Annotated in this window: 18 protein-coding genes, 2 rRNA genes and 1 other annotated feature; all 20 genes read left to right on the forward strand. The window is 43.7% G+C overall.

The window, feature by feature from the left end; translation table 11 throughout:
• Positions 1–24: 24 nt before the first annotated feature.
• The 20 genes from AC3ISE_RS00585 to secE all read left to right on the forward strand — a co-directional run bounded on the left by AC3ISE_RS00585 (position 25) and on the right by secE (position 20,057).
• Positions 25–2,954, forward strand: a 23S ribosomal RNA gene (locus AC3ISE_RS00585).
• Positions 2,955–3,046: 92 nt separating this feature from the next.
• A 5S ribosomal RNA gene (rrf, locus tag AC3ISE_RS00590) occupies positions 3,047–3,162 on the forward strand.
• 451 nt (positions 3,163–3,613) lie between these two features.
• On the forward strand, positions 3,614–4,075 hold the full coding sequence (locus AC3ISE_RS00595; protein ID WP_070875261.1) for a CtsR family transcriptional regulator: 462 nt from the start codon (positions 3,614–3,616) through the stop codon (positions 4,073–4,075).
• Positions 4,076–4,091: 16 nt separating this feature from the next.
• Positions 4,092–4,637 carry a protein-arginine kinase activator protein McsA gene (mcsA, locus tag AC3ISE_RS00600; protein ID WP_489222689.1) on the forward strand — a complete coding sequence of 182 codons (546 nt, stop codon included), beginning with the start codon at positions 4,092–4,094 and terminating at the stop codon, positions 4,635–4,637.
• 1 nt (position 4,638) lies between these two features.
• On the forward strand, positions 4,639–5,730 hold the full coding sequence (gene mcsB, locus AC3ISE_RS00605) for a protein-arginine kinase McsB (protein WP_489222690.1): 1,092 nt from the start codon (positions 4,639–4,641) through the stop codon (positions 5,728–5,730).
• A complete protein-coding gene (gene clpC / locus AC3ISE_RS00610; protein WP_309194755.1) occupies positions 5,727–8,174 on the forward strand; it encodes an ATP-dependent protease ATP-binding subunit ClpC in 2,448 nt (815 codons plus the stop codon). The genes mcsB and clpC overlap by 4 nt, the downstream gene beginning before the upstream one ends.
• Positions 8,175–8,303: 129 nt before the next feature.
• Positions 8,304–9,686: a DNA repair protein RadA gene (gene radA, locus AC3ISE_RS00615; protein ID WP_489222691.1), complete on the forward strand. Its 1,383-nt coding sequence runs from the start codon at positions 8,304–8,306 to the stop codon at positions 9,684–9,686.
• A gap of 4 nt (positions 9,687–9,690) precedes the next feature.
• A complete protein-coding gene (disA, locus tag AC3ISE_RS00620; RefSeq protein WP_286166375.1) occupies positions 9,691–10,773 on the forward strand; it encodes a DNA integrity scanning diadenylate cyclase DisA in 1,083 nt (360 codons plus the stop codon).
• A gap of 193 nt (positions 10,774–10,966) precedes the next feature.
• Complete coding sequence (locus AC3ISE_RS00625; RefSeq protein WP_489222692.1) at positions 10,967–12,067, forward strand: PIN/TRAM domain-containing protein; 1,101 nt, start codon at positions 10,967–10,969, stop codon at positions 12,065–12,067.
• Between the two features lie 12 nt (positions 12,068–12,079).
• Positions 12,080–12,766 carry a 2-C-methyl-D-erythritol 4-phosphate cytidylyltransferase gene (gene ispD / locus AC3ISE_RS00630; RefSeq protein WP_489222693.1) on the forward strand — a complete coding sequence of 229 codons (687 nt, stop codon included), beginning with the start codon at positions 12,080–12,082 and terminating at the stop codon, positions 12,764–12,766.
• On the forward strand, positions 12,766–13,242 hold the full coding sequence (gene ispF / locus AC3ISE_RS00635; RefSeq protein WP_489222694.1) for a 2-C-methyl-D-erythritol 2,4-cyclodiphosphate synthase: 477 nt from the start codon (positions 12,766–12,768) through the stop codon (positions 13,240–13,242). Before ispD ends, ispF begins: the two co-directional genes overlap by 1 nt.
• 76 nt (positions 13,243–13,318) lie before the next feature.
• Positions 13,319–14,776: a glutamate--tRNA ligase gene (gene gltX, locus AC3ISE_RS00640; protein WP_489222695.1), complete on the forward strand. Its 1,458-nt coding sequence runs from the start codon at positions 13,319–13,321 to the stop codon at positions 14,774–14,776.
• 38 nt (positions 14,777–14,814) lie between these two features.
• Positions 14,815–15,058 (forward strand) — a binding site (T-box leader).
• Between the two features lie 65 nt (positions 15,059–15,123).
• Entirely contained in the window at positions 15,124–15,819 is a 696-nt protein-coding gene (gene cysE / locus AC3ISE_RS00645; RefSeq protein ID WP_489222696.1) for a serine O-acetyltransferase, read from the forward strand.
• Positions 15,770–17,167 (forward strand): cysteine--tRNA ligase, encoded by a 1,398-nt coding sequence (gene cysS, locus AC3ISE_RS00650; protein ID WP_489222697.1) that lies wholly within the window; start codon positions 15,770–15,772, stop codon positions 17,165–17,167. Before cysE ends, cysS begins: the two co-directional genes overlap by 50 nt.
• Positions 17,168–17,169: 2 nt before the next feature.
• On the forward strand, positions 17,170–17,586 hold the full coding sequence (locus AC3ISE_RS00655; protein ID WP_489222698.1) for a Mini-ribonuclease 3: 417 nt from the start codon (positions 17,170–17,172) through the stop codon (positions 17,584–17,586).
• A gap of 2 nt (positions 17,587–17,588) precedes the next feature.
• Complete coding sequence (gene rlmB / locus AC3ISE_RS00660; RefSeq protein ID WP_133313790.1) at positions 17,589–18,332, forward strand: 23S rRNA (guanosine(2251)-2'-O)-methyltransferase RlmB; 744 nt, start codon at positions 17,589–17,591, stop codon at positions 18,330–18,332.
• Positions 18,333–18,336: 4 nt separating this feature from the next.
• The gene (locus AC3ISE_RS00665; RefSeq protein WP_070875247.1) at positions 18,337–18,846 is read left to right on the forward strand and encodes an NYN domain-containing protein; all 510 of its coding nucleotides are present in this window, start codon (positions 18,337–18,339) and stop codon (positions 18,844–18,846) included.
• Positions 18,847–18,913: 67 nt separating this feature from the next.
• Complete coding sequence (sigH, locus tag AC3ISE_RS00670) at positions 18,914–19,570, forward strand: RNA polymerase sporulation sigma factor SigH (protein WP_070875246.1); 657 nt, start codon at positions 18,914–18,916, stop codon at positions 19,568–19,570.
• Between the two features lie 94 nt (positions 19,571–19,664).
• A complete protein-coding gene (gene rpmG / locus AC3ISE_RS00675) occupies positions 19,665–19,814 on the forward strand; it encodes a 50S ribosomal protein L33 (protein WP_083328099.1) in 150 nt (49 codons plus the stop codon).
• Between the two features lie 63 nt (positions 19,815–19,877).
• Entirely contained in the window at positions 19,878–20,057 is a 180-nt protein-coding gene (secE, locus tag AC3ISE_RS00680) for a preprotein translocase subunit SecE (RefSeq protein WP_070875245.1), read from the forward strand.
• Positions 20,058–20,105 lie beyond the last annotated feature (48 nt).

Raw genomic sequence — 20,105 nt, forward strand, 5'->3', positions numbered from 1 at the left:
TCTAATGATGCGGCTGACCATTTAGGTTAAGTTATGAAGGGCGCACGGTGGATGCCTTGGCACTAGGAGCCGATGAAGGACGGGACTAACACCGATATGCTTTGGGGAGCTGTAAGTAAGCTTTGATCCAGAGATTTCCGAATGGGGAAACCCACTGTTCGTAATGGAACAGTATCTTTATCTGAATACATAGGATATTGAAGGCAGACCCGGGGAACTGAAACATCTAAGTACCCGGAGGAAGAGAAAGCAAACGCGATTTCCCAAGTAGCGGCGAGCGAAACGGAATTAGCCCAAACCAAGAGGCTTGCCTCTTGGGGTTGTAGGACACTCTATACGGAGTTACAAAGGAACGGGGTAGATGAAGCGACCTGGAAAGGTCCGTCAGAGAAGGTAAAAACCCTGTAGTCGAAACTTCGTTCCCTCCAGAGTGGATCCTGAGTACGGCGGGACACGAGAAATCCCGTCGGAAGCAGGGAGGACCATCTCCCAAGGCTAAATACTCCCTAGTGACCGATAGTGAACCAGTACCGTGAGGGAAAGGTGAAAAGCACCCCGGAAGGGGAGTGAAAAGATCCTGAAACCGTGTGCTTACAAGTAGTCAGAGCCCGTTAATGGGTGATGGCGTGCCTTTTGTAGAATGAACCGGCGAGTTACGATCCCGTGCAAGGTTAAGTTGATGAGACGGAGCCGCAGCGAAAGCGAGTCTGAATAGGGCGTTTTAGTACGTGGTCGTAGACCCGAAACCAGGTGATCTACCCATGTCCAGGGTGAAGTTCAGGTAACACTGAATGGAGGCCCGAACCCACGCACGTTGAAAAGTGCGGGGATGAGGTGTGGGTAGCGGAGAAATTCCAATCGAACCTGGAGATAGCTGGTTCTCTCCGAAATAGCTTTAGGGCTAGCCTCAAGTATGAGAGTCTTGGAGGTAGAGCACTGATTGGACTAGGGGCCCTCATCGGGTTACCGAATTCAGTCAAACTCCGAATGCCAAAGACTTGCTCCTTGGGAGTCAGACTGCGAGTGATAAGATCCGTAGTCAAGAGGGAAACAGCCCAGACCACCAGCTAAGGTCCCAAAGTATACGTTAAGTGGAAAAGGATGTGGAGTTGCTTAGACAACCAGGATGTTGGCTTAGAAGCAGCCACCATTTAAAGAGTGCGTAATAGCTCACTGGTCGAGTGACTCTGCGCCGAAAATGTACCGGGGCTAAACGTATCACCGAAGCTGTGGACTGTTCTTACGAACAGTGGTAGGAGAGCGTTCTAAGGGCGTTGAAGCTAGACCGTAAGGACTGGTGGAGCGCTTAGAAGTGAGAATGCCGGTATGAGTAGCGAAAGAGGGGTGAGAATCCCCTCCACCGAATGCCTAAGGTTTCCTGAGGAAGGCTCGTCCGCTCAGGGTTAGTCGGGACCTAAGCCGAGGCCGAAAGGCGTAGGCGATGGACAACAGGTTGATATTCCTGTACCACCTCCTCACCATTTGAGCAATGGGGGGACGCAGGAGGATAGGGCAAGCGCGCTGTTGGATATGCGCGTCCAAGCAGTTAGGCTGAGAAGTAGGCAAATCCGCTTCTCGTGAAGGCTGAGCTGTGATGGCGAGGGAAATTTAGTACCGAAGTTCCTGATTCCACACTGCCAAGAAAAGCCTCTAGCGAGGTGAGAGGTGCCCGTACCGCAAACCGACACAGGTAGGCGAGGAGAGAATCCTAAGGTGAGCGAGAGAACTCTCGTTAAGGAACTCGGCAAAATGACCCCGTAACTTCGGGAGAAGGGGTGCTTTTTAGGGTTCATAGCCCTGAAAAGCCGCAGTGAATAGGCCCAGGCGACTGTTTAGCAAAAACACAGGTCTCTGCGAAGCCGCAAGGCGAAGTATAGGGGCTGACGCCTGCCCGGTGCTGGAAGGTTAAGGGGAGAGGTTAGCGCAAGCGAAGCTTTGAACCGAAGCCCCAGTAAACGGCGGCCGTAACTATAACGGTCCTAAGGTAGCGAAATTCCTTGTCGGGTAAGTTCCGACCCGCACGAAAGGCGTAACGATCTGGGCACTGTCTCAACGAGAGACTCGGTGAAATTATAGTACCTGTGAAGATGCAGGTTACCCGCGACAGGACGGAAAGACCCCGTGGAGCTTTACTGTAGCCTGATATTGAATTTTGGTACAGCTTGTACAGGATAGGTAGGAGCCTTGGAAACCGGAGCGCCAGCTTCGGTGGAGGCATTGGTGGGATACTACCCTTGCTGTATTGAAATTCTAACCCACAGCCCTGATCGGGCTGGGAGACAGTGTCAGGTGGGCAGTTTGACTGGGGCGGTCGCCTCCTAAAATGTAACGGAGGCGCCCAAAGGTTCCCTCAGAATGGTTGGAAATCATTCGCAGAGTGTAAAGGCACAAGGGAGCTTGACTGCGAGACCTACAAGTCGAGCAGGGACGAAAGTCGGGCTTAGTGATCCGGTGGTTCCGCATGGAAGGGCCATCGCTCAACGGATAAAAGCTACCCCGGGGATAACAGGCTTATCTCCCCCAAGAGTCCACATCGACGGGGAGGTTTGGCACCTCGATGTCGGCTCATCGCATCCTGGGGCTGTAGTCGGTCCCAAGGGTTGGGCTGTTCGCCCATTAAAGCGGTACGCGAGCTGGGTTCAGAACGTCGTGAGACAGTTCGGTCCCTATCCGTCGTGGGCGCAGGAAATTTGAGAGGAGCTGTCCTTAGTACGAGAGGACCGGGATGGACGCACCGCTGGTGTACCAGTTGTCTTGCCAAAGGCATCGCTGGGTAGCTATGTGCGGAAGGGATAAGTGCTGAAAGCATCTAAGCATGAAGCCCCCCTCAAGATGAGATTTCCCATCACGTAAGTGAGTAAGAACCCTGAAAGATGATCAGGTTGATAGGTCTGAGGTGGAAGCGCGGTGACGTGTGGAGCTGACAGATACTAATCGTTCGAGGACTTAACCACAGTCTAATAAAGTGTAACATTTAAGTGAATCTTGTTATCATACGTTATTTAGTTTTGAAAGAATAACATTCTTTCTAATCAATTGCATATTGTCTGGTGATGATGGCAAAGAGGTCACACCCGTTCCCATGCCGAACACGGAAGTTAAGCTCTTTAGCGCCGATGGTAGTTGGGGGTTTCCCCCTGTGAGAGTAGGACGTTGCCAGGCACGCATAAAGGAGAACAGCAGAGATGCTGTTCTTTTTTGTATGGAGCGCTTATTTTAGGGAGCTGCACACAAGAATCACCTTCGACTATACGAGCATCAAACCAATGTGAGGAAGACAAATCCTATTCACATCCCCAACCTGAATAACATCGAAAATAGCCATTCTCTGCCTGTCCTTGGCAACTTCAGCTTTTATAGCTAAAAAGATATTCTCTTTCATGAATCATGTTTTTAAAACGTATATATAACTAAACCTCCTAATTTTTAACTTCTTATTCTAAAAACCTTTTAGCATCGCGTAAATAAAATGGTTATTCCTGTTTAAAAACGTTTCAGTGCCGTTAATAATGGAAATAGATAAATGAGTGGTTATAAGTTGAAAAAAAGTGAAGTTCGTTTTATATTAGTGTTAAAGTCAAATATAGTCAAAGTCAAGTTAGGGGGAGGCGGAGTGCGGAATATCTCGGATGTCATTGAACAGTATTTGAAGCAGGTGCTCACAACGAGCGGCAAAGAAATCGTTGAGATCAAAAGAAGCGAGATTGCAGATAAGTTTCAATGTGTGCCCTCACAAATAAATTATGTGATTAATACGCGTTTTACTATTGAAAGAGGGTATATAGTAGAAAGTAAGAGAGGCGGAGGAGGCTATATTCGAATCATTAAGGTGAAATCGAATGACGCTGCCCATCTAATTGATCAGATATTGGGAATTATTGATAGACGGATTTCGCAAACCTCTGCTGAAGATCTTATTTTAAGGCTGGTTAATGAAGAAGTGATTTCTAGACGCGAGGCGAAGATTATGATGAGTGTAATTGACCGTTCCGTCTTATATATTGATTTGCCGCATAGAGACGAGTTAAGGGCAAGGATGATAAAAGCTATGCTGACTTCCTTGAAATACCGATGAAAGCAGGTGAACAGACTTGATTTGCCAGGAATGCAATGAAAGGCCGGCAACTTTTCATTTTACAAAAGTAGTAAACGGCGAAAAGACAGAGATTCATATTTGTGAACAATGTGCTCAGGATAACAGTTCGATGTTTATAGATAACAGTACTGGTTTTTCAATTAATAACTTATTGGCCGGATTGTTAAATATGGAACCTTCCATTTCAAAAACAAAGCAGGATGTTTTTAAGAAAAATGAAGTTTTGCAGTGCAGCAGATGTCAGATGACCTATCAGCAGTTTACAAAAGTCGGCCGTTTTGGCTGTTCTGAGTGCTACCTGACTTTTCATGATCAGATTAATCCTATTTTAAGAAGGGTCCATAGCGGCAACACTGTTCATGCGGGAAAAATTCCGGAACGAATTGGCGGTAGCATTCACATCCGCAAACGAATAGATTTATTAAAACAGAATCTTAAAGATTTGATACAGCAAGAAGAATTTGAAAAAGCTGCTGAGACTCGAGATGAAATCCGTTCGCTTGAACTGAAATTAAAAAGTTCCAGAGGAGGAGAATCCTGATATGTCACTTCAGCAATTTATCAATCAGGCAATGAGCGCCTGGATGAGCAAGGAAGGACCTGATTCTGACATTGTTCTCAGCAGCAGGGTCAGGCTTGCAAGAAATATTGAGAAATACAAGTTTCCAACGATTGCCTCCAATGAAGAATCACTGGAGATTTTAGACCTTTTTGAAGAAACATTTACGGATAAAAGCGTAAATGAGATCGGCAAGCTTGAAATGCTCAGGATGGATGATCTGCAGCCCATTCAAAAAAGGGTTTTAGTTGAAAAACATTTGATCAGTCCGAATTTAGCGGAAGATTCTTCTTTTGGAGGATGTTTGTTATCTGAGAATGAAGAGGTCAGCATCATGCTGAATGAAGAGGATCATATTCGAATTCAATGTTTATATCCGGGACTTCAGCTGAAAGAAGCTTTAAAATCAGCAAGCGATTTGGATGATTGGATGGAACATGCTGTAGATTATGCCTTTGATGAGCAGAGAGGATACTTAACAAGCTGTCCGACAAATGTCGGAACTGGCCTTAGAGCATCAGTTATGATGCACTTGCCTGCACTTGTCCTGACACAGCAGATGAACCGGATTATTCCGGCAATTAATCAATTAGGTCTGGTTGTTAGAGGAATTTACGGGGAAGGCAGCGAAGCATTAGGTAACATCTTTCAGATTTCAAATCAGATTACACTGGGGAAGTCTGAAGACGATATAGTAGAGGATTTGCTGAGCGTTGTCCATCAGCTGATTGACAAGGAGCGTTCTGCACGCGAAGCTTTATATAAAACGTCGCAGATACCGCTTGAAGACCGTGTGTTCAGATCTCTCGGCACTCTGACATACAGCCGTATTATCGAGTCAAAAGAAGCCGCCAAATGTTTATCAGATGTCAGGCTGGGAATAGACTTAAATATTATTAAAGACATTTCCAGAAACATATTAAACGAGTTAATGATTTTAACTCAGCCTGGTTTTCTGCAGCAATATGCCGGCGGAGCATTAAGACCGGATGAACGGGATATAAGAAGAGCTTCCTTAATTAGAGAAAGATTAAACCTAGAAATGGTCAGAAGGATGGAGGATGATGAAGTATGATGTTTGGAAGATTTACTGAGCGCGCTCAAAAAGTTCTTGCATTAGCACAAGAGGAAGCGGTTCGACTGGGCCATAATAATATCGGCACTGAGCATATTCTTCTCGGTCTTGTACGTGAAGGCGAAGGGATTGCTGCCAAAGCTCTTACTGCACTTGGCCTTGGTTCAGATAAAATTCAAAAAGAAGTTGAGAGTCTAATCGGAAGAGGACAGGAAATTTCTCAAACGATCCACTATACTCCGCGGGCGAAAAAAGTCATCGAGCTTTCGATGGATGAAGCGAGAAAACTTGGTCATTCATATGTTGGAACAGAGCATATCCTTTTGGGGCTTATCCGTGAAGGTGAGGGCGTAGCGGCAAGAGTTCTTAACAATCTTGGAGTAAGTTTAAATAAAGCGCGCCAGCAGGTTCTTCAGCTTCTGGGCAGCAATGAATCAGGATCCGGACATCAGGGGGGGTCAATGAATAACGCCAATACACCTACCCTTGACAGTCTTGCACGCGACCTGACTGCCATTGCACGTGAAGGCAGCTTAGATCCTGTCATCGGCAGAAGCAAAGAAATTCAACGGGTCATTGAAGTGTTAAGCCGAAGAACGAAAAACAATCCTGTCTTAATCGGGGAGCCTGGAGTCGGTAAAACGGCGATCGCAGAGGGATTGGCTCAGCAGATCGTAAATAATGAAGTTCCTGAAATCCTCCGTGATAAACGAGTAATGACGCTTGATATGGGAACAGTTGTAGCAGGAACAAAATACCGCGGTGAGTTTGAAGACCGCCTTAAGAAAGTAATGGACGAAATTCGCCAGGCAGGCAATATTATTTTATTCATCGATGAATTGCATACGTTAATTGGAGCCGGAGGCGCAGAGGGCGCAATCGATGCTTCCAATATTCTTAAGCCGTCACTTGCAAGAGGTGAATTGCAGTGTATTGGTGCAACAACTCTTGATGAGTACCGCAAATATATTGAAAAAGATGCTGCGCTTGAACGACGCTTCCAGCCAATCCAGGTTGACGAGCCGACAGCTGAAGAAAGCATCCTGATCTTAAAAGGTCTTCGCGACCGCTATGAGGCTCATCACAGAGTATCGATTACAGATGAAGCGATTGATGCTGCAGTCAAACTTTCAGACCGCTACATTTCAGACCGGTTCCTTCCGGACAAAGCAATCGATCTCATTGATGAGGCAGGTTCAAAAGTGCGCCTTCGTTCATTCACGACTCCGCCAAACTTAAAAGAGCTTGAAATGAAGCTTGAAGAAGTGCGGAAAGAAAAGGATGCATCTGTTCAAAGCCAGGAGTTTGAAAAGGCCGCTTCATTGCGCGATACAGAGCAGCGTCTTCGTGAACAGCTTGAAGAAACGAAGAAAACATGGAAAGAAAAACAAGGACAGGAAAATTCTGAGGTTACAGTTGAAGATATTGCTATGGTTGTGGCAAGCTGGACTGGAATACCTGTATCAAGACTTGCTCAAAAAGAAACGGATAAACTTCTCAACATGGAGCAAATTCTTCATAACCGCGTTATTGGTCAGGATGAAGCTGTTGTTGCAGTTGCGAAAGCTGTACGCCGTGCAAGAGCAGGCTTAAAGGATCCAAAGCGCCCAATCGGGTCATTCGTCTTCTTGGGACCAACAGGTGTTGGTAAAACAGAGCTTGCACGAGCACTGGCAGAATCTATTTTTGGTGACGAAGATGCGATGATTCGCATTGATATGTCTGAATATATGGAGAAGCATTCAACTTCAAGACTTGTCGGTTCACCTCCTGGATATGTCGGATATGAGGAAGGCGGACAGCTGACAGAGAAGGTGCGCAGAAAGCCTTACTCAGTTGTGCTTCTAGATGAGATCGAAAAAGCACATCCGGATGTCTTCAACATTCTTCTTCAAGTTTTAGAGGATGGACGATTAACGGATTCTAAAGGAAGAACAGTTGACTTCAGAAATACGATTCTAATCATGACTTCAAACGTCGGAGCAAGCGAGCTTAAACGCAATAAATACGTAGGCTTCAATGTACAGGACGAAGCGCAGGATTATAAGGATATGAAGGGCAAGGTAATGAATGAGCTGAAAAAAGCATTCAGACCTGAGTTCTTAAACCGTATTGACGAAATCATTGTGTTCCACTCTCTGGAGAAGAAACACATTAAAGAAATTGTGACGCTGATGGCAGATCAGCTGATGAAGCGTCTAGCAGAGCAGGATTTGGTGCTTGAGCTCACGGATGCCGCACAGGATAAAATTGCTGATGAAGGATTTGATCCTGAGTACGGAGCACGTCCTCTAAGAAGAGCCATTCAAAAGCATGTAGAAGACCGTCTGTCCGAGGAACTGCTGAGAGGCACAATCGAGAAAGGGCAAAAAGTCGTTCTTGATGTAACGGACGGGGAATTTATCGTAAAAGGCTCTGAGGCAGAAGCAGAGAAAATAAAATAACCATCTGAGGCGAAACAATCATGAGGCATACACTTTTTACGTATGCCTCGATTTCGTTTCTATAAAAAGCACATCAAAAATAACCATTTCTCTTTAAAATAGGTAATCTAGTAAGGAAGGACCGAAATAATGGCTAAAACGAAATCGAAATTCATGTGTCTGACGTGCGGATATGAATCTGCCAAATGGATGGGCAAATGTCCAGGCTGCGGCGCATGGAACACGATGACAGAGGAAATTGTCAAAACAGGAACTGCAAATAGAAGAGTTGCCTTTGCGCACTCAGCTCCAGGTCAAACCGCCAATAAACCTTCATCCATTACAAACATTGAAACAACTCAAGAACCGCGCATTAAAACAAACCTGCAGGAATTTAACCGTGTCCTTGGAAGCGGAATTGTAAGGGGTTCCCTAGTATTAATAGGGGGAGATCCCGGAATTGGAAAATCAACACTGCTGCTTCAAGTTTCTTCTCAATTAGCCGATAATGGAAACGATGTCTTATATATTTCAGGCGAAGAATCGGTCAAGCAAACGAAAATGAGGGCCGACAGACTTGGAGTGAAGTCTGATAAACTCTTTGTTTTTGCTGAAACAGATCTTGAATTTATTACAAAGGCAATTGATGAAACGAATCCTGCCTTTGTCATTGTGGATTCCATCCAAACTGTTTTTCAAAGTGATATTACATCTGCACCGGGGAGTGTTTCGCAAGTTAGGGAATGTACCGCAGAACTGATGAGGATCGCAAAAACAAAAGGCATTGCGATCTTTATTGTGGGACATGTCACGAAGGAAGGTTCCATTGCGGGTCCGAGAATTCTTGAGCACATGGTGGATACCGTGCTTTATTTTGAAGGAGAACGCCATCATACGTACAGAATTTTAAGGGCTGTAAAAAACCGTTTTGGTTCAACAAACGAAATGGGCATTTTTGAAATGAAAGAAAGCGGTCTTGAGGAAGTCCTGAATCCTTCCGAGATTTTCCTTGAAGAACGGTCAAAAGGTGCAGCAGGCTCTACGGTTGTTGCATCCATGGAAGGAACAAGGCCTGTTCTGGTGGAAATTCAGGCGCTGATCTCGCCTACGAGCTTCGGAAATCCGCGGAGAATGGCAACCGGGATTGACCATAACCGTGTCCCGCTGTTAATGGCTGTCCTTGAGAAACGAGTAGGGTTGCTTCTTCAAAACCAGGATGCCTACTTAAAAGTGGCAGGCGGAGTGAAATTAGATGAACCTGCTATTGATTTGGCAATAGCAGTCAGCATAGCTTCAAGCTTTAAGGACGTACCGTCAAAAGCGACAGATATTATTATTGGAGAAGTAGGCTTAACCGGCGAAGTCAGACGCGTTTCAAGAATTGAACAGCGCGTCATGGAAGCGGCCAAGCTTGGATTTAAGCGTGCAATCGTTCCAGAGGCCAATATTGGCGGATGGACGGTGCCGGGGGACATTGAGGTTGTGGGAGTTAAGAACGTCTCAGAGGCCCTGCAGACTACATTAGGGGGGTAGGACAATGATTGATAAAGAGAAAAAGACACATGAGAAAAGCATGAAGGAAATCTTGCAATTTATTGCTCCTGGGACACCTCTCAGAGCAGGAATTGAAAACGTGTTGCGGGCGAAAACCGGCGGTCTGATTGTGGTCGGTTTCAGCGACAAAGTAAAAGAGCTAGTAGATGGAGGTTTTTACATAAACTCTGCATTTTCCCCGGCTCACCTTTATGAACTAGCTAAAATGGACGGAGCCATTATTCTCAGTGATTCCGGCAATAAAATATTATATGCAAATGCACAGCTTGTTCCAAATGCTTTTATCGGGTCCATTGAAACAGGCATGCGGCATCGGACAGCAGAAAGAGTAGCGAAGCAGACAGGCAATCTGGTAATCGCCATTTCACAGAGAAGAAATGTTATTACCCTCTATTACGGGGAGCTTCGCTATGCGCTGAGAGACATCGGTGTTATTTTAACAAAAGCGAATCAGGCGATTCAGACGCTTGAGAAATACCGCACGGTTCTTGATCAGTCAATCATAAATCTTGGAGCGCTTGAATTTGAAGAGCTTGTAACGTTTGATGAATTGCTGCAGGTTATTCACCGCATTGAAATGGTGCTCCGCATAAAGAATGAAATCTTGAATTACATTAATGAACTTGGAACAGAAGGACACCTGATCCGCCTGCAGCTGAACGAATTGCTGTCAGATATTGAAGAGGAAGCGGCGCTTGTCATTAAAGACTACTCATTTGATAAAACGCTTGATCCTAAATATGTGCTCGATCAGTTTCAGGTCCTTACAAATACGGAGCTCTTAGATGACATGGTCCTGCTGAGACTGCTTGGCTACTCAGCACATTTTACAAATCTTGAGGATTTAGTGATGCCGCGCGGCTACAGAGTTCTTAAGAAGATTCCGCGTCTTCCGCCTGTCATAATTGAAAATTTGGTGAACAAATTTACGAATCTGAAACTTATTACGCGTGCATCCGTAGAACAGTTGGATGAGGTTGATGGAATTGGCGAGGTTCGGGCGAAGAAAATTAAAGAAGGTCTGCGGAGGCTGCAGGAACAGCTGCTGATTGATCGTCAAATATAGCGAACTTTTTATGAAACTTTTTGTTTAAGCGTTTTAATCCCGCGGATTTAGGTTATATTATTCTTGTTTTTCTTTTTTAGGGAAAGGTATAATCTGTTCTAACATTTCAATCTGTTTACAGCTTTAGAAATTCATATCTTTGGCGTTTTAATTGAATTAAAGTGATTATAATAGATATAAAGGAGGTGGAGGTATGTTAAAGCGTATTGTGCAGATCTTTTTCCTGTTTCTTGGAGGGACTTTAGGCATTTTCTTTATGCCGGAGCTAATGAGATTGTTAAATCTACAAGACATACCTTTTATTAATTCACCATATGCATTGGCCATTTTAGGAGCAATATTATTCTATATAGCAACATTCTGGCTTGTCGATTATGTGGTTAACTGGGTCAAACTTTTAGAAGAATCACTGGTAAAGGCACCTGTAACGGATGTTCTATTTGGTAGTTTAGGATTGATTGTCGGACTTATAATTGCCTTTCTTATCGTAAATGTTATTCCGTTTAAAGACATCCAATATCAAGTGTTCAGTACGATTATTCCGATCTTTCTTACATTGCTGCTTGGATACCTTGGTTTTCAGGTCGGTTTTAAGCGTAAAGATGAGCTGATCAGTCTTTTCTCTATTTCAGGCAAAATCGGAAAGAAAAAAGGCGCTGGCGAGGAAGACGCAGAAACAGAAGACAAAAAGCTTAAAATTTTGGACACAAGCGTGATTATCGACGGCAGAATTGCTGATATCTGCCAGACTGGATTTTTAGAAGGCACGATTGTCATTCCGCAATTTGTCCTTGAAGAGCTTCAGCACATTGCTGATTCATCTGATGCATTAAAACGAAATCGCGGGAGACGCGGACTTGATATTCTGAACCGCATTCAAAAGGAGCTCTCCATTAAAGTAGAGATTTATGAAGGCGACTTTGATGAAATCCAAGAGGTTGACAGCAAACTCGTGAAACTCGCCAAGCTTACGTCTGGCGTCGTGGTAACAAACGATTTTAACTTAAATAAAGTATGTGAGCTGCAGGGTGTGGCTGTATTGAATATCAATGACTTAGCAAACGCTGTAAAGCCGGTTGTCTTGCCTGGGGAAGAAATGAAAGTACAAGTCATTAAAGATGGAAAAGAACATAATCAGGGCGTCGCCTATTTAGATGACGGAACAATGATTGTTGTTGAAGATGGAAGAGATTATATAGGCAAGCACATTGATGTTATTGTGACAAGTGTGCTGCAGACATCTGCCGGAAGAATGATTTTTGCTAAACCCAAGCTGCTGGAAAAAGCGTTGTAGGGGAGAAAGCGAATGAAGTATGAGGTAGTCATTCCTGCTGCAGGACAAGGAAAGCGGATGAATGCAGGCAAGAACAAGCAATTCATTGAAATTGACGGGATGCCTGTCATTGTTCATACATTGAATGTTTTTGAACAAGATCCGGAATGTACGGGCATTCTCTTAGTTGTGAATCCGAACGAAAAAGATATTTTCACCAAAATGGCTGACCGTTACGGAATTCATAAGATTAAAGGAATGATCAGCGGGGGCAGCGAGAGGCAGCACAGCGTGTATAATGGTCTAAAAGCTGCGTCTTCTGAGATCGTTCTTGTCCATGACGGGGCTCGGCCATTCATTAAGAAAAACATGATTAATAAACTAGTTAAAGCAGCAAGTGAAAATGGAGCTGCAACGGTTGCAGTCCCTGTGAAAGACACAATTAAACGTGTGCAGAACAGCGAAGTGATTGAAACAGTTGAACGTTCTAGCTTGTGGGCCGTACAGACCCCACAAGCTTTTCGTCTTTCAAATATCCTCGCAGCCCACGAGGAAGCGTCGCGGTCTGGTTTCCTGGGAACCGATGACGCAAGTTTAATAGAAAGAAGCGGAAGCAAAGTTCATGTAGTCGAGGGCGATTATACAAACATTAAACTAACGACACCAGATGATCTGCTGATTGCAAAAGCCATCTTAGAAAGTGAAAGAGGGGAAACATAATGCTTAGAATTGGACAGGGATTTGATGTGCATCAGCTCGTAGAAGGCCGACCGCTCATCCTCGGAGGGATCGAGATTCCGTATGAAAAAGGACTGCTGGGCCATTCAGATGCAGATGTATTGCTTCATACAGTTGCAGATGCATGTCTGGGTGCTATTGCTGCCGGTGATATCGGCAAGCATTTTCCGGATACGGATCCTGAATTTAAAGATGCGGACTCCGCAAAGCTGCTGCAGCATGTTTGGCAGCTTGTTAAAGAAAATGGATATTCGTTAAGTAATATTGATTGCACGATTATTGCTCAAAAGCCAAAAATGGCTCCATATATTGAGCAAATGAGAGGAAGAATTGCTGAATTGCTTGAAGCGGACATCAGCCAGGTGAATGTAAAAGCAACGACGACCGAACAGCTTGGATTTACGGGCAGAGGCGAAGGAATTGCATCGCAGGCAACGGTTCTCATTCAAAAAAAATAATCACGGACAATCTTTTGAACAGAGGGATTTTAGTGATAAAATGAAACGGATGCTAAAGATTATCGGAGGTACAACAATGACAAATGAAGTAAGAGTGCGATACGCTCCAAGTCCGACTGGACATTTACATATCGGGAATGCCCGAACAGCCCTTTTTAATTATTTATATGCACGCAACACCGGCGGCAAATTTATTATCCGAATTGAAGACACGGATAAAAAGAGAAATATTGAAGGCGGCGAAGAAAGCCAGCTTAAATATTTGAAATGGCTCGGCATCGACTGGGATGAAAGCATTGATACAGACGGTGAATACGGTCCATACAGACAATCAGAGCGCAATGATCTTTATAAAAAATATTACGGTGAACTTCTTTCAAGCGGAAAAGCGTATAAATGCTATTGCACAGAAGAAGAGCTTGAGCAGGAGCGGGAAGAGCAAAGTGCCCGCGGCGAGACTCCTCAATACTCTGGAAAATGCGCGAATTTAACATCTGAAGAGCAGCAAAAGCTTGAGGATGAAGGAAGAAAACCAAGCATTCGCTTCCGTGTTCCCAAAGGAGAGGTCATCACATTCAATGATATCGTGAAAGATGAAATCTCATTTGAAACAGATGGAATCGGCGATTATGTCATCGTAAAAAAAGACGGAACACCAACTTATAATTTCGCTGTAGCGGTAGATGATTATTTAATGAAAATGACTCATGTCCTTCGCGGGGAAGATCACATTTCCAATACACCGAAGCAAATCATGATCTTCCATGCATTGGGATGGGAAGCGCCTATTTTCGGCCATATGACATTAATCGTGAATGAAAACCGCAAAAAATTAAGCAAGCGCGATGAATCAATTATTCAATTTATTGAACAATATAAAGAGCTGGGCTATTTACCGCAGGCGCTCTTTAACTTTATCGGCATGCTTGGATGGTCTCCGGGCGGCGAGGAAGAAATATTCAGCAAAGAGCAGTTCATTGAAATATTCGATCCGAATCGATTATCGAAATCACCGGCTGTTTTTGATACACAGAAACTAATGTGGCTGAACAATCAATATGTCAAACAGCTCGAATTAGATCAGCTGGTTGAGCTTTCCCTTCCTCATTTGATAAAAGCTGGAAAAGTATCAGAAACTGCTGCAGCTGAAGAAATCGACTGGGCGCGGAAATTAATCGGCCTTCATCAGGACAAAATGAGTTATGGTGCAGAAATCGTTGAACTGACTGAGCTTTTCTTTAAAGAAGAAATTACTTATAACCGCGAGGCGCGTAATGTTCTTGAAGAGGAACAGGTTCCAGAGGTTCTTACAGCATTTGCTCTGGAAATCGAGAAACTTGAGACCTTTACGGCTGATCAAATTAAAGCAGCTACAAAAGCTGTTCAGAAGTCGACCGGACATAAAGGCAAAAGTCTCTTTATGCCTATCCGTGTTGCCACTACAGGACAAACTCACGGGCCGGACCTTCCTCAGGCAATTGAGCTGCTTGGAAAAGAAACAATTTTAACCCGATTAAAAAGCGCGAACAGTTAACTTTTTTCTAAAAATGTAATATAGTATGATTAATACATTTAAACGCGTTGATAAGGAGAAGTAGAGAGTCCGTTTCCATATTAGAGAGAACCTCCCCGGCTGAAAGAGGTTTATGCGAAAAAATTCTCGAAATGCACCTTTGAGCCTTTTATTGAACCATCAGCCAGTCTGACGCATTAAATAAAAGCGGATTGCTCACCGTTACAGGAGCCTAAAGTTGAAGCAGGCAATTTCTTTGCTTGTTTAAACAGAGTGGAACCGCGCATTTAAAGCGTCTCTGTCTATTAGGCAGAGGCGCTTTTTTAGATTTTTTTAAATAATCAAGGGGAATGTTTGGGGGGAATAAAATGTTCAAAATGCTGAAGGAAGATATCGAAGTTGTTTTCGAACAGGATCCAGCTGCAAGGTCTTATTTAGAAGTTATTCTTACTTATTCCGGGCTTCATGCAATTTGGGCTCACCGTCTTGCACATGCGTTCTTTAGACGGAATTTGTTCTTCATTGCAAGAGTCATTTCTCAAGTGAGCCGCTTTTTTACAGGAATCGAGATTCATCCAGGTGCAAAAATCGGCCGCCGCTTTTTTATAGACCACGGAATGGGTGTTGTGATTGGTGAAACATGTGAAATTGGTCATAACGTAACAGTCTTCCAAGGGGTAACTTTAGGCGGAACCGGGAAAGAAAAAGGAAAGAGGCATCCGACCATTCTGGATAACGCTTTGATTGCTACAGGTGCAAAAGTGCTGGGATCCATTACAGTCGGCGCTTATTCTAAGATAGGTGCGGGTTCGGTCGTGCTCCGTGATGTGCCTGATCATTCCACTGTGGTAGGAATACCGGGCAAGGTCGTGATACAAAATGGAAAGAGAATCAAAAATGATCTTGATCACTGCAATCTTCCTGATCCAGTCGCAGACAGATTCAAAGAGATGGAAGCAGAAATGCTGCATTTGAGACAAGAGCTTGCACAATTGAAAGAAGGGAAGAGTCAAGATGACCATCAAGTTATACAATACGCTAACCAGACAAAAAGAAACGTTTAAGCCGCTTGAAGAAGGCAAGGTCAGAATGTATGTGTGTGGACCGACCGTTTATAACTATATCCATATAGGGAATGCCCGTCCTGCCATCGTCTATGATACAGTCCGTAAATACTTGGAGTACAGAGGATTTGATGTCACATATGTATCAAATTTTACAGATGTAGACGATAAGCTGATAAAGGCAGCAAATGAGCTCGGAGAAGATGTTCCAGCCATTGCGGACCGCTTTATTGAAGCCTATTTTGAAGACGTCACTGCTCTTGGCTGCGACCGTGCAACTGCACATCCGCGAGTGACAGAAAGCATGGATATTATTATTGACTTTATTCAGGCTTTGATTGAAAAAGGATTTGCTTATGAAGCAGACGGGGATGTGTATTACAGAACAAGAGCTTTTAAAGATTACGGAAAACTCTCTCATCAATCCATCGATGAACTTCGAGTAGGCGCAAGAATCGATGCTGGAGAGAAGAAGCAGGATTCACTAGATTTCGCACTATGGAAAGCGGCAAAAGAGGGCGAGATTTCTTGGGAAAGTCCGTGGGGAGAAGGAAGACCGGGCTGGCATATTGAGTGTTCCGCTATGGTCCATGATCACTTCGGGGATACAATTGATATCCATGCTGGAGGACAGGACTTAACATTCCCTCACCATGAGAATGAAATCGCCCAATCTGAAGCACTGACAGAAAAACCGTTTGCTAACTACTGGCTGCATAATGGGTATATTAATATTAACAACGAAAAAATGTCGAAGTCTTTAGGCAACTTTGTATTAGTTCATGACATCCTGAAAGAGCACGATGCCCAGGTTTTAAGATTGTTCATGCTGTCTGTTCACTATCGTCATCCAATTAACTATTCTGTTGATTTGCTTGAGAGCACGAAAAATGCATTACACCGTCTTCGTACATCCTATGCAAATCTGCTGCACCGCGTACAAAGCAGCACGGACTTAACCGACGACAATGAAAAGTGGCTGAACATTATCTCTGAACAGCGCACGGTTTTTGTAGAAGCAATGGATGACGATTTCAACACAGCCAATGCCATTTCAGTCATGTTTGAATTGTCAAAGCAAGCCAACTATTATTTGCAGGAAAAGAATACTTCTAAAGAAGTAATTACTGCATTCACAGCTGCATTTGATGAGCTTGGCGCTGTGCTTGGCCTGCAGTTCGGCAAAAAAGAACTATTGGATGCAGAAATTGAAGAGTTGATTGAAAAGCGTATTCAGGCGAGAAAAGACCGGAACTTTCAGCTGTCAGATGATATCCGGGATCAGCTGAAAGGCATGAATATTATTTTAGAAGATACGCCTCAAGGCACGAGATGGAAAAGAGGATAAGTATGCTTCACTTAGAAGAAATACCGCACCCAAAACAAGTGAACAGCCTGGCGCTTGCCTATATAGGTGATGCAATTTATGAAGTTTACGTCAGGCATCACCTGCTTTCTAAAGGCAATGTCCGTCCAAATCAGCTTCATAAATTAGCGACAAAATATGTTTCAGCCAAGGCGCAGGCCACCGTTCTTCATGAACTGTCTAAAGCGGAATATTTCTCTGAAGAAGAAATGGCCATTATACGCCGCGGCCGCAATGCAAAATCAGGCACGGTTCCAAAAAACACAGATGTTCAGACCTACCGCTACAGTACAGCATTTGAAGCACTAATCGGCTACCTGCATCTTATGAAAGATGCAGACCGGCTGACAGAAATCATTCAATCATCATTTGAATTGATTCAGAACGAAGGGAGGAAATAGGAATGTCAGAAGAATACATTATGGGGCGCAACACAGTCATTGAAGCGTTAAAATCAACGAGAAATGTGTATAAAATCTGGATGGCGGAAAACTCCGTCAAGGGACAGGCCCAGCAGATCGTGGTCCTTGCAAAAGAAAAGGGCATATCCATTCAATCTGTTCCTAAAAAGAAAATTGATCAAATGGTTGAAGGAAATCATCAGGGTGTCGTAGCTCAGGTAGCAGCATATGAGTACTCAGAGGTAGATGATATCTTAAAGGCGGCTGAAGATAAAAATGAAGCCCCATTTATCCTTCTTTTAGATGAAATTGAAGACCCTCATAACCTTGGTTCCATTATGAGAACAGCCGATGCAACAGGGGCGCACGGCATTATTATTCCTAAAAGAAGAGCAGTAGGGCTTACAGCTACAGTAGCGAAGTCATCTACGGGAGCAATTGAATATATTCCTGTTGCAAGGGTGACAAATATGGCCAGAACCATTGAGGAATTAAAAGAGCGGGGCGTCTGGATAGTTGGAACAGATGCAAAAGGATCAGATGATTACCGTTCAATGGACGGGAAAATGCCTCTTGGCTTAGTTATAGGCAGTGAAGGTAAAGGAATGGGAAGACTGGTTAAAGAAAAATGCGATTTTCTGGTCAACTTGCCGATGGCTGGCCGGGTCACTTCGCTCAATGCTTCAGTAGCAGCGAGTCTGCTGATGTATGAGGTCTTCAGAAAGCGTCATCCATTAGGAGAATAAGAAAATGGATATCCTCCTTGTTGACGGATATAACATCATCGGTGCTTGGGCGAATCTTCAATCATTAAAAAAAGAGAATCTCTCAGAAGCAAGAGAGCTGCTGATTCAGAAAATGGCAGAGTATCAAGCTTACACCGGTTACAGGGTGATCGTCATTTTCGATGCTCATCAAGTGAAGGGTATTGAAAAGAAACAAAAAAACCACCGTGTCGAAGTCATCTATACCCGTGAAAACGAAACAGCGGATGAGCGCATTGAAAAACTTGCGATTTCCCTGAGCAATATTAAAACGCAGATTCATGTGGCAACCTCCGATTTTACAGAGCAATGGGCTATTTTTGGCCAGGGAGCTCTCAGGAAATCAGCAAGAGAACTTTTAAATGAAGTGGAAGCAATAGAAAAAAGAATCCAAAAAAGAGTAGAAAAAATAAAAGTGAATAGTCCTCAATCAAAGATTCCAATCACAGATGATGTCCTGAAAATGTTTGAAAAATGGCGCAGGGGCGATTTATAGCCTGTTGACGCTTTCAAAAATCATACTGTATAATATTTCTATCTATTGTGCGGTCGGGGGGATCGGCATGAACACACATTTCAGCACGGGTAAACTCAGCAAGGAAGACTTTCATGCTCTTTTGGATGAACAGGTTGTGGAGCTTGTTCATAATGGAGACAGCGATGCTCTTGATTATTTAATAACAAAGTACCGTAATTTTGTAAGAGCGAAGGCAAGGTCCTATTTTTTGATAGGCGCTGACAGAGAAGATATTATTCAAGAAGGTATGATCGGTTTGTATAAGGCTATCCGTGATTTCAGAGAGGACAAGCTTACTTCTTTCAAAGCTTTTGCAGAACTGTGCATCACTCGCCAAATCATTACCGCTATTAAAACCGCAACCCGTCAAAAACATATTCCTCTTAACTCTTATGTCTCACTGGACAAGCCGATTTATGATGAAGAATCAGACCGGACATTGATGGATGTTATTTCAGGGACAAAAGTCATGGACCCGGAAGAACTGATTATTAATCAGGAAGAATTTGATGATATCGAAGTGAAAATGGGCGAGCTTCTGAGCGATCTCGAACGGAAGGTGCTTGTTCTGTATCTGGACGGCAGATCCTATCAGGAAATATCTGAAGAGCTCAACCGCCACGTCAAATCAATAGACAATGCCCTTCAGCGGGTGAAACGAAAGCTTGAAAGGTATCTTGAGCTTCGTGAAATCAATATGTAAAAATCAAGTAAAACACGTCAGGCGTCATTGACGAAGGTCCTTGCGTGTGTTACATTTTTATAGAAAAATGCAGGACTAGCGGAAGGTGCCATAAATGCGTAAGAAAGTTACAATGGCTTGCACAGACTGTGGAAGCAGAAACTACACAACGATGAAAAACACGTCAAGCTCCGAAGAGCGTTTAGAATTCAAGAAATTTTGTAAAGCTTGTAACGCACATACGGACCACCGTGAAACAAAGTAGCACTCATCTCATGATTCTTTATTTCTATGACAGGCTTTCTGAATTCTCTTGGAGGTAATGTAAATGCAGCGTATTGTTAATTTTTTCAAAGATGTATCCCGTGAAATGAAAAAGGTCAGCTGGCCAAAAGGCAAAGAACTGACACGATATACAATTACAGTTATTGCAACTGTCGCTTTTGCTGTCATCTTTTTCGCCATTATTGATCTTGGAATTTCATCGTTAATTCGTCTAGTGTCATAAAAAATAAAACACCGATCTTCATTTTCGTTTTATTTTTTGAATAATAGA

It is taken from the genome of Metabacillus sp. KH_069, from assembly GCF_057838075.1.